Raw genomic sequence first — 21,268 nt, 5'->3', positions numbered from 1 at the left:
CGGACAATAAACAGGATAGGGAGGGCAACGAATGGCGCTGGAGATCAAGATCCTGGACTATGGCGACATCGAGCTGGAATCGAGCTTTCTGGTGCTCGGCCGTGACTGCGGCCGCACCCGCCGCGTCCTCACGCTTGGCTTCCTGATTCTCGGTGGCAAATACCCGGTCGTGGTCGACACCGGCTACCGCTCCAACCAGATCATGGAGACGCTCGGCATGCGCGGTCTGCAGTACCACGAGCACATGATCGAGAACCAGCTGGCACGCCACGGCGTGCGCATGGGAGACGTGCGCTTCGTCTGCCACACCCATCTGCACATCGACCATGCCGGCAAGGACGACCTGTTCCCAATGAACACGACCGTCGTCCTCAACCGCAAGGAGCTGGAATATTCCGTCTCCGGCCTGATGCACCCGCAATATCCGGCGCCCGACATCAAGCACCTGATCGACCGCCTCCACACCAAGAGCGCGCTACGCTTCCTCGATCTCGAGATCACAGGCCCGATCGAACTGATGCCCGGCGTTTATTGCGACGCCGCCAACGCCCACACCGAGGGATCGATGAACGTCATCGTCGAGACCGCCGACGGAATCGCGACCATCTGCGGCGATGTGATCTACGATTTCAACGACCAGATCGTCACGCCCTTCAACGAAATCCACGACTGGGAGCCGCGTACCACCGGCAACCACGGCACCAGCAAGCGCGCCGAAAAGGCCTCGATCAAAAAGCTGCTCAGCAATTCGCGATACCTGCTTCCGGTACACGACCGTCCGGCCAAAATCGAAGGCGGCACTGTCGTGGGACGGTTGCATGACCAGGTCCCCGGCCCGGTCGTGCAGTCGCTGCCAGCACGCAATTGGTTCCCGGCCTGAGGCTTTTTGTCTGCGCATGATCTTGTCGGAAAATCGCGCCACATTTTTCCGGATCATGCTTCCAAGGATCGACCGATGACGCACGTCACCCTGCGCTCCGAATTCGAGACCCTGATCGACCCCTACGCGCCGGTCGCGCAGGTCGGCACCGGCTTCGACTTCACGGAAGGACCCGTCTGGCATCCGGTCGATCACTATCTGCTGTTCTCGGACATGCCTGGCGACGTGCGGCGCCGCTGGGACGCGCGGCGCGGCGTCGCCGAGGTCAAGCGCCCGTCGAACAAATGCAACGGCATGACCTACGACGCCGAGCTGAACCTGATCGTCTGCGAGCACGCGACCTCGTCGCTGGTCCGCGAGCGGCCGGACGGCCGGCGCGAGGTGCTCGCCTCGCATTTCCAGGGTCAGGAGCTGAACAGCCCGAACGACGTCTGCGTGCACTCCTCCGGTGCGATCTATTTCTCGGACCCCTGGTATGGCCGCATGCCGGTCTATGGCGTCGAACGACCGCGACAACTCGGTTTCCAGGGCGTCTATCGCGTCGTGCCCGGCGGCGAGCCGAAGCTCGTGGTGGACCGTACCCTGTTCGACCAGCCGAACGGATTGTGCTTAGCACCTGACGAGAAGCTGCTCTATGTCAACGACACCGTGCAGGCCCTGATCCGCGTATTCGAAGTCGGCGGCGACGGCTCGCTGTCGAACGCGCGCGTGTTTGCCAGCGGCATCCGCTCCGAGCTCGAGCCCGGGCTGCCCGACGGCATGAAGTGCGACCAGCACGGCAATGTCTGGGTCACCGCGCCCGGCGGCGTCTGGGTTTATTCGCCGCGCGGCGAATTGCTCGGCAAGGTCCGCCTCCCCGAGCTCGTCGCCAACCTTGCCTGGGGCGGCCCGGATTTCCGCACGCTGTATCTGACCTCGACGCACTCCGTCTACGCTATCCCGACCAAGGTCGGCCCGCGCCATGAGCCGTATATGAACGCCAGGCGTCCCGGCGGCACCGCGACTGCCGGCTCCGCACCTGCTGCCCCCATCCTGGCTGATGGCGAGATGCGTCTCGATCCGCAGCGCTGCGCCATGATCATCCAGGACCTTCAGAACGACGTCATCATGGACGGCGGCGCGTTTGCCGACTCCGGAGCGCCGGAGCATGCGCGGCAGCAGCACGTCGTCGAGAACGTCCGCCGTCTTGCCGAGACCGCGCGCGCACGGGGCGTCACCGTCATCCACGTCTGGTTCATCGTCGAGCCCGGCGCGCCCGGCGTGACGCTGAACGCGCCGCTGTTCGAAGGCCTGGTCGACAGCAAGGCGATGGTGCGCGGAAGCTGGGGCGCGGCGCCCGTGTCGGGTCTCGAGCCAAGGCCCGGCGATTTCGTGGTCGAGAAGATGCGGATGAGCGCCTGGGAAGGCACGCGGCTCGAGACGATACTCAAGGCGACCGGCCGCGACATGATCATCAACACGGGCGCCTGGACCAACATGTCGGTCGAGCACACCGCGCGCACCGGTGCCGACAAGGGCTATTTCATGATCGTGCCGGAAGACTGCTGCTCGACCATGAATGCCGACTGGCACAACGCCTCGATCAACTTTGCCATGCAGAACGTCGCCGTCGTCACGCGCGCGGACGCCGTGATCAAAGCGCTGGGATGAGTGGTGGCGAAGCTCCTGCATCTGTCCTGCTCACCCCGCGCCGACTCCGAGTCGAGCGCGGGCGCGCGCGTCTTCCTCGACGGGTTTCGCCGAGCGCGGCCCGACTGGGACATCGACGCAATGGATCTCTGGCGCGAGCGGCTGCCGGAATTCATCGGTCCCATCGTCGAGGCAAAGTATGCGCGCATGAAGGCCCAGGCGTTCGACGACGCGCAGCGCGACAGCTTTGCCGAGGCGGAGCGGATCGCGTTGCGCTTTTCGCTGGCAGATCGCGTGCTGATCTCGACGCCGATGTGGAATTTCGGCATCCCCTACAGGCTGAAGCAATGGTTCGACATCGTCATCCAGCCCGGCCTGACATTCCGGTTCGATCCGGCGCGGGGCTATCTTCCCCTGCTCAAGGACCGCCCAACCATCGTCATCCTCGCCTCCGGAAGCGATTTTGCCACCGGCATGAATCGCGGCCGCATCGACATGGCGACGCCCTATTTGCGCGAGGCGCTCCGCTTCATCGGCGTCAGCGACGTGCGCTTCGTGCCGATCGGGCCGACGACGGGGCCGACCGAGCCCATCCGCGCTGCGCGCGAGACGGCGTATCGGCGACTCGGGGAGATCGCGGCGCGGTTTTGATCGATTGGCCCAGACTCGTTCCGGTCGCAGGCACTGACCATTTCACCATCCTCGAGGCGCTGCGCCGGCCGGACGGCATTCTGGTCGAGGCTGCACGCCGGGCATCGGACTGAAAACTGCGAAAACAACCCCATGCACAGTAGAGTGCCCTTGTTCCAAAGGCGATTTTTCGAAGGCTCATCGGCTTTCTGAAGGCGACTGCACGCGGCGCCTTTGACACGTCGGGCAACACAGGCGCATGATGTCATCATCGCCGTTGTCGTTGCTCCTGCGCTTCGATCCAGACCTGCTCTCCCTGACCTGCACCTGATGGAGCTGCAAGGGCGGACTTGGCCAGCCCGCAGAGATCTGTCCGTCACGCAAGTCGAACGATGCCGCATGGCGCGGGCAGAGCAGTTGATCGATTGATCCCGCGCTCCGTTCCCGCCGCGCGTCAACGCGGGACGACGGCAGTCGCTTCGATCTCGACTCGCGCCGACGCCTCGACAAGACGCACGACCTGGACGAGTGCCATGCTGGGATAGTGAACGCCGATGACCTCGCGGTAGGCCTTGCCGAGCGCCCTGAGGTTGGAAACGTACTCGTCCATGTCGACCACGTACCAGGTCAGACGCACGAGATGTTCCGGTCCCGCGCCGCCCTCAGCCAGGATCGCCACAATGTTCTCGAGGGTCTGCCGGACCTGTGCAATGAACCCGTCGGCAAATCGACCTGCAACATCCCAGCCGACGACCCCACCGGTGACGACGAGGCGTCCGTCGGCCATCATGCCGTTCGCGTATCCCTTCGGCTGTGGCCAGCCGCTGGGCTGGAGCACTCGCGGCCCGCCGGTTGTGACAGCGTCCGCGGCAGATGGTTGTTTCGTCATGGTCATGAGCAACTTTCCGAATCTCAGCGCGGCTTGAGGATGTCGCGCGCAACGATCAATTTCTGGACCTCGGTCGCACCCTCGTAGATCCGCAGGGCGCGGATCTCGCGGTAGAGGCTTTCGACCACCTCGCCCTTGCGCACGCCGCGGCCGCCGAACATCTGCACGGCGCGATCGATGACGCGCTGCGCGGTCTCGGTGGCCGTCAGCTTTGCCATCGCCGCTTCGCGCGTGGTGGGCAACTTCTGGACGTCGCGGCGCCAGGCCGCGCGCCAGGTCAGGAGCGCGGCGGCGTCGGTATCGGTCGCCATGTCGCCGAGCGCAGCCTGGGTCAGCTGGAGATCGCCGAGCGTCGCACCGAACATGTGCCGGCTGCGCGCATGTGCCAGCGCCTCGTCGAGCGCTCGCCGCGCAAAGCCGAGCGCGGCGGCGGCGACCGATGCGCGGAAGATGTCGAGCGTCTGCATCGCGAGCTTGAAGCCACCGCCCGGCGCACCGAGACGCCGGCTTGCGGGAATGCGGCAGTTCGTGAAGCGCAATGTCGCCAGCGGATGCGGCGCGATGACGTCGATGCGTTCGGCGATGCCGAATCCGGGATCATCCGGGAATACGACGAAGGCCGAGATGCCGCGCGCGCCGGGCGCCTCCCCGGTCCGCGCAAACAGCGTGTAGACGTCGGCGATCCCGCCGTTGGAGATCCAGGTCTTCTCGCCATCGATGACGTAGTCGTTGCCGTCGGCCCGCGCGGTGCAGGACATCGCCGCGACGTCGGACCCCGCCTCCTTCTCCGACAGCGCGAACGCTGCGAGCCATTCGCCGGAGCGAACCTTCGGCAGCACGGACTTGCGCAGCTCCGCGGAGCCGCCGAGCGCGATGGCGCCGGAGCCGAGCCCCTGCATGGCGAAGGCGAAATCGGCGAGGCCGTCGGCATAGGCGAGCGTCTCGCGCGACAGGCAGATCGAGCGGGAATCGATCGTGGCCGCATCCCCATCGGGCGCCGCAACGGCGCAATCGAGCAGTCCCGCCGCGCCCATCGCGCGCACGAGCTTGCGGCAGGCGCCGTCGACGTCATCATGGTCGATCGTATCGATCACCCCCGACTGCACGAAGCGGTCGAGCGCCTCGCCGATGGTGCGGTGACGCGCCTCGAAGAACGGCCAGTCCAGCCACTCGCGCCGGATCACTTTGGCGACGGAGCTCATAGGGTGCCTCCTCCGTTCATTGGGCGGCGGCGGCCGCGGCCGCGCGCGCCAGATTGGCTTCGTACTGTCCCTTGGCGGACTGATATTGCTTCGGCCAATTGACCGCGGTGATGCCGATGCGCGCCGCCTCGTGCAGCGTCCAGGCCGGATCGGCGAGATGCGGCCGCGCAATCGCACAGAGATCGGCACGCCCCGCGGCGAGGATCGAATTGGCGTGGTCGGCTTCGGAGATCGCGCCGACCGCGATGGTTTCGATACCGACTTCGTTGCGGATCAGATCGGCGAACGGCGTCTGGAACAGGCGTCCATAGATCGGTCGCTCCTCCTTCCAGACCTGGCCCGAAGAGCAGTCGATCACGTCTGCGCCCGCTTCCTTGAACATCGCGGCGAAGATCGCGGCATCGGCCGGCGTGTTGCCGCCCTCGGTCCAGTCATGGCAGGACAGGCGCACCGACATCGGCCGGTCCGACGGCCATTCGGCGCGCACGGCCTTGAACACCTCCAGAGGAAAGCGCGCACGGTTCTCGTGGCTGCCGCCATGGTCGTCGGTGCGCCGGTTGGTCAGCGGCGAAAGGAAGCTCGACAGCAGATAGCCGTGCGCGCAATGCAGCTCGAGCCACTCGACACCTGCAGCGGCGGCGCGACGGGTCGCCGCGACGAAATCGTCGCGCACGCGGTCCATGTCGTTGCGATCCATCGCCCGCGGCGACTGGCTGTTGGGCAGATATGGCAGCTCGGACGCGGAGATCAGCGGCCAATTGCCGGATTCGAGCGGCTGGTCGATGCCTTCCCAGGCCAGTCTGGTCGATCCCTTTCGGCCGGCATGACCGAGCTGGATACCGACCTTGGCGTGCCCCAGACCGTGAATCAGATCGACGAGGCGGCGCCACTGCGCCTGCTGCGCGTCGTTCCAGAGGCCGAGGCAACCCGGCGTGATCCGCGCATCCGGCGACACGCAGGTCATCTCGGCAAAGATCAGCCCGGCGCCGCCCATGGCGCGCGCGCCGAGATGGGCGATGTGGAAGTCGTCGATGAGGCCGTCCTGCGCCGAATACATCGCCATCGGCGAGACCATGATCCGGTTCGCAAGCGTCAGCCCCCGCACCCGGTGCGGCGTCAACATCGGCGGCGGCACCCGCTCGCCGTCCTTGACGGCGATTCCCGCGCGCGCGGCGAACCAGCGCTCAAAGCCCTCCAGCCAGGTGCGATCGCGCAGCCGAAGGTTTTCGTGGCTGATGCGCTGCGAGCGCGTCAGCATCGAATAGAAGAACTGCGGCGGCTCGAGCGTGTCGGCATAGCGGTGGCCCACCACCTCGAACCATTCCATGGCGTTGCGCGCAGCGTTCTGGATGCGCGCCACGTCGACGCGGCGGACCTCCTCGTAGGCCTCCAGCACGGTCGCAATGCTGTCGCGCCCATGGCCATGGCGGTCGAACTGGTTGGCGAGCTCGATCGCGTCGTCGAGCGCGAGCTTGGTGCCCGAGCCGATCGCGAAATGCGCGGTGTGCGCGGCGTCGCCCATCAGCACGACATGGGATCGGCCGTTGAACACGCTCCATTTTCCGCAGATCAGGCGGCTGAAATTGAGCCAGGCCGAGCCGCGCAGATGGCGCGCATTGGTCAGGAGCTTTGCTCCATCCAGCGTTTCGGCAAAGATCTTCTCGCAGAAGTCGATCGACCCTTGCTGGTCGAGCTCGCCGAGGCCGTGGGCGTCATAGGCTTCCTCCGTGGTCTCGACGATGAAGGTCGAAGTCTCGGCGTCGAACTTGTAGATGTGCGCCTGGAACCAGCCGTGCTCGGTCTTCTGGAAGTCGAACGTGAAGGCGTCGAAGGCCTTCCTGGTGCCGAGCCAGATGTAGCGGTTCGGCCGGATCACCATGTCGGGCTGGAATTGCTCGGCATAGCGGGCGCGGATCCTGGAATTGACGCCGTCGCAGGCGACGATCAGGTCGGCGTCGGGAAATTCGAGATCGGATTCGACGTCACGCTCGAAGACGAGCTCGACGCCGAGCGCCTCGCAGCGTCGTTGCAGGATGTTGAGCAGATGCTTGCGCCCGATGCCGATGAAGCCATGACCGGTCGTGCGCTGCCGTGTTCCCTTGAAGACGAGCTCGATGTCGTCCCAATGGTTGAAGGCGTCCTCGATCTCCGTGGCGCTCTCGGGATCGGCAATCCGCATGGCCTGCATCATGGCGTCCGAGAACACCACGCCCCAGCCGAACGTATCGTAGGGCTTGTTGCGCTCGACGACGGAGACGACATGCTCCGGGTGCCGGCGCTTCATCAGGAGGCCCAGATAGAGTCCGGCCGGGCCGCCGCCGATACAGACTATGCGCATGATCCCTCGCTTCCGCGCACCGCGCCGTTAGCCGAGCTGGCCGTCAAATTATTTTAAGCATAAAATATTTCGCCGGAGCAAGGATTGTCAAGGCGCTTCTCAGCAGGCCCCGGAGATGCCGGTCCGCCGAGGCATCCATCTGTTGGCAAACTGCAATTCCGGTGCGCAACAAGGCCGAATCGGCATCGCTCCGGACCAGCCTTGAATTTACTTTTGGTACGAACTATCTTGCAAGACGTTGACGAAAGCCGTCAGCTTTCGATCGGCCCAGAGGCCCCAGGAGATTTGATTTGGCACTCGCGAAGGAGACCCCGCCTGTTTCGACCAGGAACGGGGCCGATCAGGAGGCCGAGTATAGGGCTCAAACGCGGCTTTGGCTCCGGCTGCTGGCCTGCACGACGATGATCGAGGGCGAGCTGCGGCGCCGGTTTCGCGAAGAATTCGATTTCACGATGCCCCGCTTCGACGTTCTGGCCCAGCTCGACCGCGAGCCGAGCGGATTGGTGCTGGGCGAACTGCCGAAGCGCCTGATGGTCTCCGCCGGGAACCTCACGCCGATTGTGGAGCGCCTGGTCGAGGACGGCTACATCACCCGCACCCCTTCGAGCCTGGACCGGCGCGTGCAGATCGTCTGCATGACCGTGGAGGGACGGAAAGCCTTCCGGCGCATGGCAAAGAGCCATGGCACGTGGCTTGCCGAGCTGCTGGCGGATTTCCCGGCCGGCAGGCTCGACGGATTGACCGGCGAGCTCGACCACCTCAAGGGGGCCCTCAGGGACGCGCTGCAAAAATCGTGAGCCGCCCCCGGGGACTAAAGCGCGATGAGATTGGGACGTATCGTCATCGCGCTTTAGGTTGTTGTTTGAGCATGATCTTTTCGGAAAACCGCTTCGCACTTTTCCGGATCATGCTCTAGCGTCGCACCCGGATGCCGGCCGCTTCGCGGTCCCACGTATCCGTCGTCACGCCGGCGTCGCGCAGCACGCCTTTCTTGATCTTGCCATTCTCCGTCAGCGGCATCTGGCTCACGATCCGCACATAGCGGGGAATGGCGAAATAGGCGATCTGCCCTTCGCAGTAGCGGATGATGTCGACGGGCTGCAGTGATTGGCCGGGCTCCGGCAAGATTGCGACCGCGACCTCGTCCTCTCCCAGTTCCGACGGCAAAGGATAGACCGCGCAGGCCGCAACCGCCGAATGGGACTGGATGGTCTGCTCGACCTCCCACGAGGATACGTTCTCGCCGCGCCTGCGGATCGAATCCTTCATGCGATCGATGAAGCGGTAATGCCCGTCGGCGTCCCGGAGGACGCGGTCGCCCGAATGGAACCAGAGGTTTCGCCACGCCTCGACCGTTTTCTCCGGCATGCCGAAATAGCCGGTCGCGAACGCGAAAGGCTCCAGGGCGCGCAGCACCAGCTCACCCGCCTGCCCGTCAGGCAGGGCGGAATCATCCGCATCGACGATGCGGGCCTCGACGCCGTCAGCCAGATATCCCATCGTCCCCGGACGATCCGAAGGAATCGGACCGGCGAACACGAAATTGGTCTCCGTCGACCCGTAGCCGTCGACCAGCGGCACGCCGAACCGCTCGAGGAACGGCCGGTGGATCTGAGGCGGCACGCCACCTCCGAGCGCGACGCGAAGTCGATGCGCTGACTCGTCCGCGCTCACGGGCTGCGCCAAAAGCATCGATGCCATGGCGCCGAGCAGATAGCCGACGGTCGCATTGTGTCGACGCGCCGCCGCCCAGAAGCCCGACGCCGAAAATTTCGGCTCCAGCACATAGGTGCAGCCGTTCAGGACGGCCTGATAGAACGCATTCAGCGCGTTGGTGTGAAACAGCGGCAGCGTGGTGAACAGCACGTCGCCATCGCGGATGCCAAGCGCCCGCGCCGAGTAGACGCCCCACCAGAACAATTGCGCCTGCGGGCAGCATACGCCCTTGGCCGGTCCGGTGGTGCCTGACGTGTAGAGGATGGCGACGGTGTCGCCGGGACGCACGGCCCCGGCCGGGGCTTCGGCTGCGAGGGCCGGCAACGGCACCGAAGAGGTCGTCTCGCTCGTTTCGGCGACGGGCCCGACGGTCCACGTCCGGGACGGAAGCTCGACGTCCCCGTCGACCGTCCCGATCGCCGCGAGAAGCGCGGCTTCGATGACGAGGAGCGCGGGACGCGAATTGCGGAAGATGTGGGACAGCTGGAAACCACGCAGCGCCGTGTTGATCGGCACCGCGATCGCGCCGAGCCAGGCGCAGCCGAGATAGACCTGAAGAAATTCCGGCCGATTGGAGCACATCAGCGCGACCCGGTCGCCGGCCCTGATCCCGGCGTCGGCAAGCGTCTGTGCAGACGCCGCCGCAATCGCCGCGGTTTGCGCGTAGGTCCAGCGCGTCTCGCCCGACACGAGCAGGACGCGGTCGCCATAGCGCGCAGCCTGCCGCGCGAGGATGGTCGAGAGAATCCGGTCCTGCGGCGGAAACAGCTCGACTGCGCGCGCCCAGGCCGGCGCCACGCCGCCGTCTCCGACGACGGGGCCAGCCATTGCCTGTACGTTGCTCTCCGTCACATCCGCCTCGCTCAGGGCAGCAGCTTGTATTTGCCGTCTTCGATCTGGACCATGATGCGCGAACGACCATCGACGCCGTGCCGATCCGCCGGCGTGTAGGTATAAACGCCTTGCGTCCCAACGACCTCTTTGGTCGTGAACAGCGCCTCACGCAGCGCGGTGCGGAATTCCGGCGAACCGGGCTTGGCACCGGTTGCCATCGCGCGCTTGGCCGCATCGACGAAAACCAGCCAGCCGTCGAACGAATAGGACGAGAACGAATCCGTCGGCGCCTCGCCGTTCGCCTTCTCAAAGGCCGTCCGGAAATCCAGGGCAACCTTCTGGATCGGGTTGCCGGCTGGAAGCTGCTCAGCCGCGGTCACCGGTCCGGTCGGGCAGATGATGCCGTTGGCGGCCTTGCCGGCCAGACGGAGGAAATCGGCGCTGATGAGCCCGTGATTGCCGTACAGCGGTCCCTTGTATCCGCGCTCGGACAAGGCGATGACCGGCAACGCCCCAGGCGTTCCGGTGCCGCCCAGCATGATGGCGTCGGGACGTGCGGCAAGCGCGCGCAACACCTGGGCCGTCACCGACGAGTCGGATCGCGCGTAGCGTTCATTGGCGATGACCTTGATGTCGGCCGTCTTCGCACTTTGCTCGAGCGAATTGTACATGAGGTCGCCGAACGCATCGGAGAAGCCGATGAACGCTACCGTCTTGAGTCCCCGCGTCTTCATGTGGTCGACGATGCCCTGCACGAGAAGCGGCGTCGGCTGCGGCGTTTGCACCACCCATGGCCCGCCGTCTCCGGCCGGCACCGGTGCGATCGGGGACACCGCGATCATCGGGATCTTCATCTCGATCGCCGCCGTCGCCATCGCCAGTGTCTGCGGCGCGCCGGAGGTGCCGATGAGAACATCGACCTTCTCCTGCTCGACCAGCTTGCGGGCGTTGCGCGCCGAGGCGGTCGGATCGGAGCCGTCGTCAAGCTGGATGACCCGCAGCTTCTCGCCGCCGATCTCTCCGACGTAGGCCTGCCCCGCAGCGATCCCCCTCGCGTTCGGAATTCCGATCGAGGACACCGACCCGCTGAGTCCGGTGACGAATCCAATCAGAATTTCCGCTTGCGCATTATTCGAGACGGCAACGAGCAAAGCAGTGGTGACCAGCAGGCTCTTGATCACGTTCATGGCACCTGTCTTTCGTGAGGGTTTCTTGTTCTGATGGGCAAGTGCAATGTGTTCGCTTCAGGTTGACGAGACCAGCGCGATGACGCGAAGCGGACTGCCGGAGCCGTTCTGGATCTTCAGTGGCGAGGCCACGATGACGGCCCCGGTGGCGGGAAGCTGATCCAGATTGCAGAGACATTGCAGGCCGTAGCGGCCCGCGCCGTGCAGGAAGTGATGCGCCGGGTAAGGCGGCTCGAAATGCCCGGCCTGCCCCGCATCGGTGCCGATGGTCTCGGTGCCGAACCCGATGACGCCGCGCTCCTCGACCAGCCATTTCATGACGGCCGGATTCGGACCCGGCGTATGCGCGCCATCGTCCCTGAGATTGGAATAGTCGCGCCAGCCCTTCTTCGACCAGTCGGTCCGCAGCAGCACCCAGTTGCGCTCGGGAATCCGGCCGTGCTGCGCTTCCCAGGCTTCGACGATCGGAACCGTCAGCACGAAGTCGGGATCCTGCGCCGCCTGCGCGGAGCAGTCGATCACGCAGGCCGGCGCGATCATGTCCTTGGTCGGCATGGTGTCGACGGCATTGTTGGGCAGGTTCTTGCCGGTGAACCAGTGAATCGGCGCATCGAAATGCGTGCCGGTATGTTCGCCGAACGTGACATTGTTCCAGTACCAAGCCGGGCCGCGACCGTCATAGCGCGAGATCTCCTGGATGCGGACTGGCGCCGCCTGGCCGAATTCCGGCGGCAGCACGATGACGGGAAAATCCGGACTGAGCGTGAAGGTCAGATCGACGACGCGCACCACGCCGGAAGAAATCGCACCCGCCAGCTCCAGGAGATTCTTGCTTTGCATCGTCACGTCCTCCGGCTTGGTTGAAATCCGCGTTTCACCTGTCGAGCTCGCGCTCGAGCGCTTTCGGATTGGCCGCGAGACGCTGCCGGATTTCCTCGGCGACATCTCCGACATAGATCTCTTCGAGCCCGCCCCTCAGCCCCGACACGATCGCCTGCGCAATCGCGCGCGGGGCCACCTTCGGCGGCGGCACGGTCTGAAACCACTCGGTGTCAACCGGCCCCGTGAACAGGTTCATCAGCTTGATGCCACCCGGCCGCAGCTCCGCACGAAGACAGTGCGAGAGCGACAGGCACGCGGCCTGCGAGGCCGAGTAAGCGCCGAAGGCGGGCCAGTTGGCGAGCGCATAGACCGACAGGACGTTGACCCATGCCACGCTGTTGTTGATGCCGTCGGCGCCGCGCATCCGCATGGCGGGCCCAAAGGCCTGAGCGAGATTGATGAAGCCGAGATAGGCCTGATCGACCTCGTCCCGGGCGATGCTCGTGCCCCTGCGGTCGAGCAGGCCGCCCGGCCGTACATATTCGGTGGTGTTCACCAGGATATCCACCTTGCCGCCGATGTCGGCGGCGAGATCGACGGCGGATTTCTCATCGGCGGCGTCCAGGGTCACGACTTCGATGCCCTGCTGCCCGCGCAGCAGCTCTTCGCCGGCAAACGGCCGCCAAGGTTCGGACACGCCGACGAACACGGTTTTCGCACCCGCGGCCTTCAACGCGGCGACGGCTTCCTGTCCGACCACGCTACGACCGTTGGTCACGAGCGCCCGCCTGAACTTCGGATCGGCCGTCATTTCCCGCCATTGCCTGTCGTCTGCCATATTGGGAGTCTCCCCCTCGGGTCGGGCAAAGGCCACAGCCTGACCGCTCTTGTCGAGCTGAAACGACATGCGGACCGCTGCGCCCTCGACGCAATCGGCGTGCAGATGCGTCACGATCGTCGGACCGCAATCCATCTTGACGAGACCGATCCGCCACGGCGCCCGTTCGCGAAAATAGACATCGCTCGGCACCCGCGCCGTCGTCTCGGCGAGAAGCGTGCCCCGGCGCGGCGCGTCGACGAAGACGAGGTCGGGCGACAGGCAGGACGGACAAGCCTCCCGCGCCGGATAAGCGAAGACGCCGCAGGCTTCGCAGCGCTGCAGCACGAAGCGGCCTTCGGCGGCCGCTCGCGTGAACCCGTGTGACGTGCGGCTGCGCGGCCGCGGCGGCGACGCGGGAAGCCGCGTCCGCAGCAGCGGGTTCTTGCGCCCGGGTGGGTTGATCGGATCGATCATCGCGAAGGCCCTGCAAAGATCACGGCGCCCGAGGCGAGACCGCGATCATAATTGATCATACCGAACCCCGAGGCCAAACCGAGGCTCGCATTCTTCACCTGGGTCGGGCCCGCGGTTCCCAGGACTTGCCGTAGCCCTTCGACGAGACCGAGATAGGCACCGGCGGCGCCGGCCTGTCCGACCGAGAGCTGCCCGCCCGACGTGTTGTGCGGAAAGTCACCTTCGATCGTGAGATCATGCTCGCGCACGAATTCTGCCCCCTCGCCCTTCTTGCAGAAGCCGAGGTCCTCGAACTGCATCATGGTGATGACGGGATAGTCGTCGTAGGTCTGCACGACATCGAGATCGTCGGGCTTCACGCCGGCCATCGCATAGAGCTCGCCGACATCCATCGCCCACCCGCCGCGCACCTGCATCGGGTCGTCGGCAAAGGCGTTGTGCCGCTCGATCGTGGACAGCAGCCTGGCCGCCGGCAAGCCCAGCGACGCCGCGGTCTCCTCGCGCATCACCAGGAAGGCTTCCGCGCCGGCGCAAGGCATCACGCAGTCGAACAAGTGGATCGGGTCGGAAATCGGCCGGGCCGCGAGATACTGCTCCAGCGTCAGCGGTGCCTTCATCAGTGCGTTCGGATTGCGCAGCGCGTTGGCGCGCTGGGCGATCGCGATCCTGCCGACATCCTCACGCGTGATGCCGTAGGTCCGCATATAGTTGCGGGCGATCAGCGCGAAGCTCGAATTGGCTCCGCCCGCACCGTAGGGGTAGACGGCGTCCTGGTTGAAGCGTGAAAAGTTCTCGAGCGTCAGCCGGAAGGAATCGACGTGGTTGGTATCGCCGGCCACGCAGGCAACGATGTCGGCGTCATGGGCCTGAACTGCGCGCGCCGCCTTGCGCAAAGCCGCAATCGCGCTGGCGCCGCCGAGCGGGATGGTGTCGAGCCATCGGACGCAGAGCCCGAAATGCTGCGTCAGTCCGATGCCGCTGTCGGTCCCCATGGTGAAGCTGGAGACGCAGAGACCGTCGATGTCGGCGGCCTTGATGCCCGCCTGCGCGACCAGCGCACTGAGCGCGCGGCCGATCCACCACTGCGCGCTCTCGACGGAGTAGCGCACATAGGGAATCGTGACGGGAGCTGCCATCACGACGCCGTCGTACGGTGTGCGCTGGGAATTATTCACTGGTCGGCACCTCAGATCACCGTCAGCTTGACTTCGATATTGCCACGCGTCGCGTTCGAATAGGGACAACGCTCATGCGCACCGGCAACCACCTCCTCCGCAACCGATTTCTCGATCCCGGGCAGGCTGACCTTCAATTCGACCGCGAGCGCATATCCGACCGGAACCGGCCCCATCGCGACCTTCGCGGTCACCGAGGGCTCGGCGGACGGCACGACCTTCCGGGTCCGCGCCACCAGCTTGACCGCACCAAGGAAGCACGCAGCGTAGCCCGCCGCAAACAGCTGCTCCGGATTGGTCCCCTCGCCGCCAGGGCCGCCCATCGATTTCGGCAGGGACAGCGACACCGATAGCAGGCCGTCGGCGCTTGCGGCCTTGCCGTCCCGGCCTCCCGTCGCGGTCACTTCGGTCTCATAGAGGATCTTCTCAGGGGTCATCATGTCTCGCTCTCCAGACTGGTCATCGCGCCCGGCCTAACTCTTGTTGCGGACAAGCAGGGCGCGGAAATCGTTGCGCGCCAGGTCGCTGGCGCGCTTGAAGCTCGGCCCGCGGCTGGGCTCGGTGCCGTTGAGCTGCCTGAGCTGAACCCACATCTCGGCATTCTTCAAAGCGACCGCTGCGCAATTGACCACGGGGGCGTGCCCGACCTTCAGGCCGTGCTCCCGTCCGATCAGAAGACCGGGCAGCACACCGGCAGGGATCACGACATCGGCGCCGTGTTCCACGAGCGGAAGGGCGCAGGCGACAAAATCCTTGATCATGCGGGCCTGCGCGGCCTGATCGCCCGCGAATGCGCCGGCGAAATCCTCGGGCTTGCAGCCGAGACCGGTCACGTGAACGATGCGATCGCCGAGACCGTACCGCTCGGCCTGCTCGTAGTGCCAGACCTCGAAAACCGGGTCGAGCGTCACGAGACCGAGACGACGGCCAAGCTGCGATGCAGCAAGCAAGGTTGCCTCGCCGGTCCCGATCACGGGAATGTCGAGCGCCGAGCGAAGCTCGTAGAGACCGGGGTCCTGGAAGTGCCCCATCACGAAGGCGTCGTACCCGCTCTCCTCGGCCGCGATCCCGTTGTCGATGGCCTGCACCGCGCAGCGCAATTCGGCGAGCCGGCCGAACTCGCGGTCCGGCGGCGAAATGCCCTCGACATCGACGGTCGTGCCGGGCGCCGCGATCGTGTTGAGGTACTCGGACAGCCGCGCCATGTAGGGCGCGTTCACGCTCGCATCGACGAAGCTCTGCCAGTAGATGCGCATCGTCCTACTCCTCGAACGGGCATGGGAGGATCGGTCGTCGGCGGCCGACCAATATATTTCAACCATAAACTAATTGGCCCGTCAAATGTGCGCGGCAGCATCCGGCGCGGGCGCCCGCAGGGGGCATCGAGCAGGCTGAATTAGGCAGCAAAGATGCGACTGAATTGGCAGAGCCTGGAGAAATTGTATGCAGCAACATTTTTTCTGACGGGGCCATGACACGAGTTGACGGCCCCACCAACAATACTTTAGGCTTTAAATAATTCTTCCGACCGGTGCGTTGCCGGCGGCCTGGACAATGAGTTGCAGGGCATCGATTTTGGAAAACTCGATCGTGCGGACACTCGTCGGGCTTGAACAGCCGGCAGCAGCATTGCCTGCAGCGCCACGCGATCGCGCCAACGCTCTTCCATCGCGGCCCGCTCAGGCGCCGCATGTCCCCTTTCGATCGGTTCGTCCGCAACCGGGAGCTTCGGCTTCCCGGCATTGATGTCCTGCACCCATGGAGGAGAATGCAAATGCGCAAGACCTTGAGCTTATTCGCCCTTGCCGCCGGCATCCTGGCGGCACCCGCGGCGCGAGCCGACATCACCATCGGCTTCGTGACGTCGCTCAGCGGCAACGGCTCGTCGATCGGCATCCCCTATGGGCGGGGCATCAACGCCGCCTATGAATACAAGAAGACCATCAACGGCGAGACCATCCGCCTGATCCAGCTCGACGACGGCTCCGACCCGTCGGCGGCCACCCGCAACGCGCGCAAGCTGGTGGAAGAGGAGAAGGTCGACCTCCTGATCGGCACCGCGACGGCGCCCTCGACCATCGCCATGGCCGCGGTCGCGAGCGAGCTCAAGGTGCCGATGATCGCGGTCTCGCCGATCGGCAAGCTTCCGGAATCGCCGGAGCAGTGGGTGGTGTCGGTGCCGCAGCCGGCCTCCCTCCTCGTCAAGATCATCGCCGACCGCATGAAGCGCGACGGCATGAAGAACATCGGTTACATCGGCTTCTCCGACGCCTGGGGCGACCTCGTCTACAACGGTGCCAAGGCCGCCGAGGCCGCCGGCGAGATCAAGATCCAGAGCAACGAGCGCTATGCGCGCACCGACACGTCGGTGACGGCCCAGATCCTCAAGGTGATGGCCACGCGTCCCGACGCCGTGCTGGACGGCGGCTCAGGGACGCAAGGCGCGCTGCCTCTTCTCAGCCTCTCCGAGCGCGGCTTCAAGGGCAACACCTACGGAACGGTGGCGCTGGTCAACCCGGACTTCGTCAACGTCGGCGGCAAGGCGGCGGACGGCATTCAGGTCTCCGCCGGCCCCGTGATCGTCGCCGAGCAGCTTCCCGACGGACACTTTGCCAAGAAGATCGCGCTGGACTTTCGCAGCGTCTACCAGAAGACCCACAACATTCCGACCACCGACGGCTTCTCCGCCTACTCCTTCGACGCCTGGCTGATTTTCGCCAACGCCGCCGAGCGCGCGCTGAAGACCGCAAAACCCGGAACGGCCGAATTCCGCACGGCGCTGCGGGACGCCATCCTCAGCACCAAGGAGCTGCCGGGCGTGCATGCGGTCTACAACTTCAAGCCCGGTGCGGTGACCGGCGTCGACGAGCGCTCGCTCGTCGTCGTGCGCCTGACCGGCGGCGCCTGGAAGTACGCGCCGTAGCCAGAAAGCGACGCGCGGCAGTCAGAACGGGGGACGGCGTCTCAATGACGAGCGACATCGCAGCCATCCTTGGGATCGACGGGATAGCCACCGGCGCAGTCTATGCGCTGGTGGCGATCGGGACCGTCCTCATCTTCACGGTGACGCGGGTCATCTTCATTCCCTTTGGCGACATCGCCGCGTTCACCGCGCTGACACTTGCAGCGCTCGATGCGAAGCGGTTTCCCGGGACCGGCTCGCTGGTCGTGGTGCTGGCCTGCCTTGCCACGCTGATCGAGATCCTCTCGCTCCTGCGCGCCGGCGAGCTGCGGCTGCTGCCGCGTGCGCTGCTGTTCTATCTCGTGCTGCCCTTGGCGGTGGTCGGCGCCGCCTGGCTGACGATGCGCATCGAGCCGCCGCTTGTGGTCAGGCTCGTGCTGGCGCTGATGCTGATCACGCCCATTGCGCCGCTGCTGGATCGGATCGTCTTCCGCCCGATTGCGGACGGATCGGTGCTGCTGCTCCTGACGGTCTCCGTCGCACTGCATTACGCGCTTGTCGGCCTCGGCCTCCTGTTCTTCGGTCCTGAAGGCGTCCGAACCGAGCCGCTGACATCGTTCTCGACGGAGTTCGCCGGCGTCCTGGTCTCGGGCCAGACCATGCTGATCGTGATCGCGGCCCTTCTCTTCAGCGGCTTGCTCTATCTCTTCTTCGACTTCACGCTGGTCGGCAAATCGCTGCGCGCCACCGCAGTCAATCGCACCGGATCGCGGCTGATGGGGATAAGGCCGGCGCGCGCCGGCACGATCGCCTATCTTTTGGGGTCGCTGATGGCCGGCGTATCGGGTATCCTGATCGCGCCGGTCAACACCGTGTTCTACGATTCCGGCTTCCTGATCGGCCTCAAGGCCTTCGTCGGCGCCATCGTGGGCGGCATGACCAGCTATCCCGGTGCTGCGATCGGCGCCGTCGGCGTCGGCATCCTCGAAAGCTTCGCATCCTTCGAGAGCAGTGCGCTGAAGGACGTCATCGTGTTCTCGCTCCTGATCCCGATCCTGATCTGGCGGTCCCTCGCCTCGCTGCATTCCGAGGAGGAGATCGAGGAATGACGCGCTTCCATGTTCAGCTCGCCGCGATCGCGGCGGTGGTGTGCCTCGCGCTCGCACCCTTCGTCCTGAGCCCCTTCAGCATCACGCTGATGAACTACATCGGCATCTATTCGCTGGTCGCCATCGGGCTGGCGCTGCTCACCGGCGTCGGCGGCATCGTGTCGTTCGGACAGGCGGCCTTCGTCGGCGTCGCGGCCTATGCGACAGCGTGGGTCTCGGCGCTGAACGGGTATTCGCCCTGGCTCGGCCTGGTGTTCGGCGTCGTGCTGACCTGCGCCGTCGCAGCGATCCTCGGCGTCGTCACCTTGCGGCTTCAGGGCCATTTCCTGTCGCTCTCGACCGTCGCCTGGGGCCTCGCGATCGGCTTCCTGTTCGGAAATGTCGAGGGGCTCGGCCGTTTCAACGGCATCTCGTCGATCCCGCCGATCAGCATCGGCTCGTTCGCGCTGGTCTCCAGCGCGCAGATCTATTTCCTGATCTGGGGCATCGTCGCCGCCGTGCTCCTGCTCGGCTACAACCTGCTGGACTCCAGGCTCGGCCGCGCCATGCGCGCGCTGCGCGGCGGCAATACGCTGGTCGAGAGCCTCGGCATCAACGCCTTCCGGATCAAGCTCGTCACCTTCGTCATCGCGGCCGCCCTCGCCTCGCTGTCGGGCTGGCTCTACGCGCATATGAGCCGCTTCATCAGCCCGGGTCCATTCGATGCCGGCATGGGCATCGAATATCTGATGATGTCGATGGTCGGCGGCGCCGGCAGCCTGCTCGGCGGCGTGGTGGGCGCCGCGGTGGTCACGCTGCTCAAGAACAGCGTGCAGGACTATCTGCCGCTGATCGCCAAGGGCGCGTCCGGGCAGCTCGAGATCGTGGCCTTCTCGGCGCTGTTCATCCTGTTCCTGCAATGGGCGCGGCAAGGCATCGTGCCGTTCGTCGCGCGCTATCTGCCGAAGATACGGCGTGAGCGTCCGCAACCGGCGCCGCCCCTGCCCCGCCGCGCGCAACCGGCGCCGGGCGAACTGCTTCTGAAGGTCGAAGGCGCCGAGCGCCGGTTCGGCGGCCTGGTCGCCGTCAACAATGTCAGCTTCGAGGTGCGGTCCGGCGAGATCCTTGCCGTGATCGGCCCGAACGGCGCCGGCAAGAGCACGATGTTCAACTGCCTGACCGGCGCGCTCCGGGTCAACAAGGGCGAGGTCGTCTTCGCGGGACGGCCGATCACGCGCGACGCGCAGTCGCGGATCGCCAGGGCCGGGATCGCCAGAACCTTCCAGCACGTCAAGCTCAGGCCGCGCATGAGCCTGCTGGAAAACGTGATGCTCGGAACCTATGCGCGCACCCGCACGGGCCTGCTCGCCGGCGCCTTCCGGCTCAACCGGCACGAGGAAGCCAGCACCCGGCACGAGGCGCTGATGCAGCTCGAGCGCGTCGGGCTCGGTGACAAGCCGTTCGAGCTCGCCGGCAATCTGCCGCTCGGCAATCAGCGTATCCTCGAGATCGCGCGTGCGCTGGCCGCGGACCCGACCCTGCTCGTGCTCGACGAGCCGGCGGCAGGCCTTCGCCGCCAGGAGAAGCTGCGGCTTGCGGAACTGCTGCGCACGCTGCGCGCCGACAATTTGACCATCCTGATCGTCGAGCACGACATGGAGTTCGTGATGTCGCTGGTCGACCGCATCGTGGTGCTCGATTTCGGATCCAAGCTCTGCGAGGGCGCACCGGCGGCGATCCGCAGCGACGAGCGGGTTCAAGAGGCTTACCTTGGAGGCGTCGCGTGACCTCGATGTTTTCCATGACGGACGTGACGGTCTGCTACGACAATGTCGAGGCCGTCCGCAACGTGTCGCTGTCGGTCGAGGAAGGGCAGATCGTCACCGTCATCGGCCCGAACGGCGCCGGCAAGACCACGCTGCTGATGGCCGCCATCGGGCTGCTCGCGGCGCGAGGCCGCATGGTGTTTCAGGGCAACGACATCGGGAAGATCTCCGTCGAAGACCGCGTCGAGCGCAGGCTGTGCCTGGTTCCGGAGAAGCGCGAGCTGTTCTCCGACATGTCGGTCGCCGACAACCTCCTGCTCGGCTCCTACAGCCTGCGCGATCGCTCCGGCGTGCAGAAGACGCTGGAGGAGGTCTATGACCGCTTCCCCCGCCTGAAGGAACGGCAGCGCCAGGCCGCAGGCACGCTCTCCGGCGGCGAGCGCCAGATGCTCGCGCTCGGCCGCGCGCTGATGGCCAAGCCGAAACTTCTCATGCTGGACGAGCCGAGCCTCGGGCTTGCGCCGCTGATCGTCCGCGAGATTTTCCGTACCATCGCCTCGCTGCGCGATCTCGGCGTGTCGATCCTGCTGGTCGAGCAGAACGCCCGCGCCGCGCTCGAGACGGCCGATTACGGTTATGTGCTCGAGACCGGCGAGGTCGTTCAGTCAGGCCCCGCCAAGGATCTCATCCACGATCCCAGGCTGATCACGGCCTATCTCGGCGGACACTAGAACCGGCTGCGACAAGGCCCGGCGGGCCGCGCAACACAAATATTCGAAAACAACCCCATGCACAGTAGCCGGTGCCAGCGATATCAATGGCTTGATCACCGACGCTTGCGGATTTTACGAAATCGACTTGATCCGTCGGGCAAAACAGTGGCATGATGCCATCATCGCCAACACATTGCGTGGTC

The 21,268-nt window shown here is 65.5% G+C and carries 18 protein-coding genes; 8 read left to right on the top strand and 10 right to left on the bottom strand.

Annotated features, from left to right (window positions below):
- Positions 1-31: 31 nt before the first annotated feature.
- From JQ572_RS11800 to JQ572_RS11790, 3 genes are all read left to right on the top strand, one after another.
- On the top strand, positions 32-880 hold the full coding sequence (locus JQ572_RS11800; RefSeq protein WP_211383173.1) for an N-acyl homoserine lactonase family protein: 849 nt from the start codon (positions 32-34) through the stop codon (positions 878-880).
- A gap of 75 nt (positions 881-955) precedes the next feature.
- Positions 956-2,530: an isochorismatase family protein gene (locus JQ572_RS11795; protein ID WP_211383172.1), complete on the top strand. Its 1,575-nt coding sequence runs from the start codon at positions 956-958 to the stop codon at positions 2,528-2,530.
- Positions 2,531-2,533: 3 nt separating this feature from the next.
- On the top strand, positions 2,534-3,160 hold the full coding sequence (locus JQ572_RS11790) for an FMN-dependent NADH-azoreductase (protein ID WP_211383171.1): 627 nt from the start codon (positions 2,534-2,536) through the stop codon (positions 3,158-3,160).
- Between the two features lie 433 nt (positions 3,161-3,593).
- On the opposite strand, the gene JQ572_RS11785 is transcribed toward JQ572_RS11790, so the two are convergent.
- From JQ572_RS11785 to JQ572_RS11775, 3 genes are read right to left on the bottom strand one after another with little or no spacing between them, the layout of a single operon-like run.
- A complete protein-coding gene (locus JQ572_RS11785; RefSeq protein WP_211383170.1) occupies positions 3,594-4,034 on the bottom strand; it encodes a RidA family protein in 441 nt (146 codons plus the stop codon).
- A 17-nt stretch (positions 4,035-4,051) separates the two neighbouring features.
- On the bottom strand, positions 4,052-5,230 hold the full coding sequence (locus JQ572_RS11780; protein WP_211383169.1) for an acyl-CoA dehydrogenase family protein: 1,179 nt from the start codon (positions 5,228-5,230) through the stop codon (positions 4,052-4,054).
- A 16-nt stretch (positions 5,231-5,246) separates the two neighbouring features.
- On the bottom strand, positions 5,247-7,568 hold the full coding sequence (locus tag JQ572_RS11775; RefSeq protein ID WP_211383168.1) for a bifunctional salicylyl-CoA 5-hydroxylase/oxidoreductase: 2,322 nt from the start codon (positions 7,566-7,568) through the stop codon (positions 5,247-5,249).
- 290 nt (positions 7,569-7,858) lie between these two features.
- Between JQ572_RS11775 and JQ572_RS11770 the strand changes: the two genes are divergently transcribed.
- Positions 7,859-8,365 carry a MarR family winged helix-turn-helix transcriptional regulator gene (locus JQ572_RS11770; protein WP_211383167.1) on the top strand — a complete coding sequence of 169 codons (507 nt, stop codon included), beginning with the start codon at positions 7,859-7,861 and terminating at the stop codon, positions 8,363-8,365.
- 115 nt (positions 8,366-8,480) lie between these two features.
- Here JQ572_RS11770 and JQ572_RS11765 read toward each other — a convergent pair whose 3' ends face one another.
- From JQ572_RS11765 to JQ572_RS11735, 7 genes are read right to left on the bottom strand one after another with little or no spacing between them, the layout of a single operon-like run.
- Entirely contained in the window at positions 8,481-10,112 is a 1,632-nt protein-coding gene (locus JQ572_RS11765) for an ATP-dependent acyl-CoA ligase (protein ID WP_211383166.1), read from the bottom strand.
- 35 nt (positions 10,113-10,147) lie between these two features.
- Entirely contained in the window at positions 10,148-11,305 is a 1,158-nt protein-coding gene (locus JQ572_RS11760; protein WP_211383165.1) for an ABC transporter substrate-binding protein, read from the bottom strand.
- Positions 11,306-11,362: 57 nt separating this feature from the next.
- A complete protein-coding gene (locus JQ572_RS11755) occupies positions 11,363-12,145 on the bottom strand; it encodes a cyclase family protein (RefSeq protein ID WP_211383164.1) in 783 nt (260 codons plus the stop codon).
- A gap of 34 nt (positions 12,146-12,179) precedes the next feature.
- The gene (locus JQ572_RS11750; RefSeq protein ID WP_211383163.1) at positions 12,180-13,421 is read right to left on the bottom strand and encodes an SDR family NAD(P)-dependent oxidoreductase; all 1,242 of its coding nucleotides are present in this window, start codon (positions 13,419-13,421) and stop codon (positions 12,180-12,182) included.
- Positions 13,418-14,596: a thiolase family protein gene (locus JQ572_RS11745; RefSeq protein WP_211383162.1), complete on the bottom strand. Its 1,179-nt coding sequence runs from the start codon at positions 14,594-14,596 to the stop codon at positions 13,418-13,420. The genes JQ572_RS11750 and JQ572_RS11745 overlap by 4 nt, the downstream gene beginning before the upstream one ends.
- Before the next feature lie 11 nt (positions 14,597-14,607).
- Positions 14,608-15,036, bottom strand: a complete 429-nt coding sequence (locus JQ572_RS11740; RefSeq protein WP_349643092.1) for an organic hydroperoxide resistance protein — start codon at positions 15,034-15,036, stop codon at positions 14,608-14,610.
- Between the two features lie 33 nt (positions 15,037-15,069).
- On the bottom strand, positions 15,070-15,852 hold the full coding sequence (locus JQ572_RS11735; protein ID WP_211383161.1) for an aspartate/glutamate racemase family protein: 783 nt from the start codon (positions 15,850-15,852) through the stop codon (positions 15,070-15,072).
- A 518-nt stretch (positions 15,853-16,370) separates the two neighbouring features.
- Here JQ572_RS11735 and JQ572_RS11730 point away from each other — a divergent pair.
- The 4 genes from JQ572_RS11730 to JQ572_RS11715 are packed head-to-tail and all read left to right on the top strand — an operon-like array spanning position 16,371 to position 21,083.
- Entirely contained in the window at positions 16,371-17,519 is a 1,149-nt protein-coding gene (locus JQ572_RS11730; protein ID WP_211383160.1) for an ABC transporter substrate-binding protein, read from the top strand.
- A gap of 44 nt (positions 17,520-17,563) precedes the next feature.
- The gene (locus JQ572_RS11725; protein WP_211383159.1) at positions 17,564-18,607 is read left to right on the top strand and encodes a branched-chain amino acid ABC transporter permease; all 1,044 of its coding nucleotides are present in this window, start codon (positions 17,564-17,566) and stop codon (positions 18,605-18,607) included.
- Complete coding sequence (locus tag JQ572_RS11720) at positions 18,604-20,373, top strand: branched-chain amino acid ABC transporter ATP-binding protein/permease (RefSeq protein WP_211383158.1); 1,770 nt, start codon at positions 18,604-18,606, stop codon at positions 20,371-20,373. The genes JQ572_RS11725 and JQ572_RS11720 overlap by 4 nt, the downstream gene beginning before the upstream one ends.
- Positions 20,370-21,083 (top strand): ABC transporter ATP-binding protein, encoded by a 714-nt coding sequence (locus JQ572_RS11715; protein WP_211383157.1) that lies wholly within the window; start codon positions 20,370-20,372, stop codon positions 21,081-21,083. The genes JQ572_RS11720 and JQ572_RS11715 overlap by 4 nt, the downstream gene beginning before the upstream one ends.
- Positions 21,084-21,268 lie beyond the last annotated feature (185 nt).

Source organism: Bradyrhizobium sp. SZCCT0153 (genome assembly GCF_018129995.1).
GTDB lineage: Bacteria > Pseudomonadota > Alphaproteobacteria > Rhizobiales > Xanthobacteraceae > Bradyrhizobium > Bradyrhizobium japonicum_G.
The sequence above is the reverse complement of the archived record's forward strand: the minus strand, read 5'-3'. Positions and strand labels throughout refer to the sequence as shown.

What these genes read in the sequence shown, in the direction of transcription:
- JQ572_RS11800 (WP_211383173.1), top strand. Translation starts at nt 32, where the DNA reads ATGGCGCTGGAGATCAAGATCCTGGACTATGGCGACATCGAGCTGGAA.
- JQ572_RS11795 (WP_211383172.1), top strand. Translation starts at nt 956, where the DNA reads ATGACGCACGTCACCCTGCGCTCCGAATTCGAGACCCTGATCGACCCC.
- JQ572_RS11785 (WP_211383170.1), bottom strand. Translation starts at nt 4,034, where the DNA reads ATGACCATGACGAAACAACCATCTGCCGCGGACGCTGTCACAACCGGC.
- JQ572_RS11780 (WP_211383169.1), bottom strand. Translation starts at nt 5,230, where the DNA reads ATGAGCTCCGTCGCCAAAGTGATCCGGCGCGAGTGGCTGGACTGGCCG.
- JQ572_RS11775 (WP_211383168.1), bottom strand. Translation starts at nt 7,568, where the DNA reads ATGCGCATAGTCTGTATCGGCGGCGGCCCGGCCGGACTCTATCTGGGC.
- JQ572_RS11765 (WP_211383166.1), bottom strand. Translation starts at nt 10,112, where the DNA reads ATGGCTGGCCCCGTCGTCGGAGACGGCGGCGTGGCGCCGGCCTGGGCG.
- JQ572_RS11760 (WP_211383165.1), bottom strand. Translation starts at nt 11,305, where the DNA reads ATGAACGTGATCAAGAGCCTGCTGGTCACCACTGCTTTGCTCGTTGCC.
- JQ572_RS11755 (WP_211383164.1), bottom strand. Translation starts at nt 12,145, where the DNA reads ATGCAAAGCAAGAATCTCCTGGAGCTGGCGGGTGCGATTTCTTCCGGC.
- JQ572_RS11750 (WP_211383163.1), bottom strand. Translation starts at nt 13,421, where the DNA reads ATGATCGATCCGATCAACCCACCCGGGCGCAAGAACCCGCTGCTGCGG.
- JQ572_RS11740 (WP_349643092.1), bottom strand. Translation starts at nt 15,036, where the DNA reads ATGATGACCCCTGAGAAGATCCTCTATGAGACCGAAGTGACCGCGACG.
- JQ572_RS11735 (WP_211383161.1), bottom strand. Translation starts at nt 15,852, where the DNA reads ATGCGCATCTACTGGCAGAGCTTCGTCGATGCGAGCGTGAACGCGCCC.
- JQ572_RS11730 (WP_211383160.1), top strand. Translation starts at nt 16,371, where the DNA reads ATGCGCAAGACCTTGAGCTTATTCGCCCTTGCCGCCGGCATCCTGGCG.
- JQ572_RS11725 (WP_211383159.1), top strand. Translation starts at nt 17,564, where the DNA reads ATGACGAGCGACATCGCAGCCATCCTTGGGATCGACGGGATAGCCACC.
- JQ572_RS11720 (WP_211383158.1), top strand. Translation starts at nt 18,604, where the DNA reads ATGACGCGCTTCCATGTTCAGCTCGCCGCGATCGCGGCGGTGGTGTGC.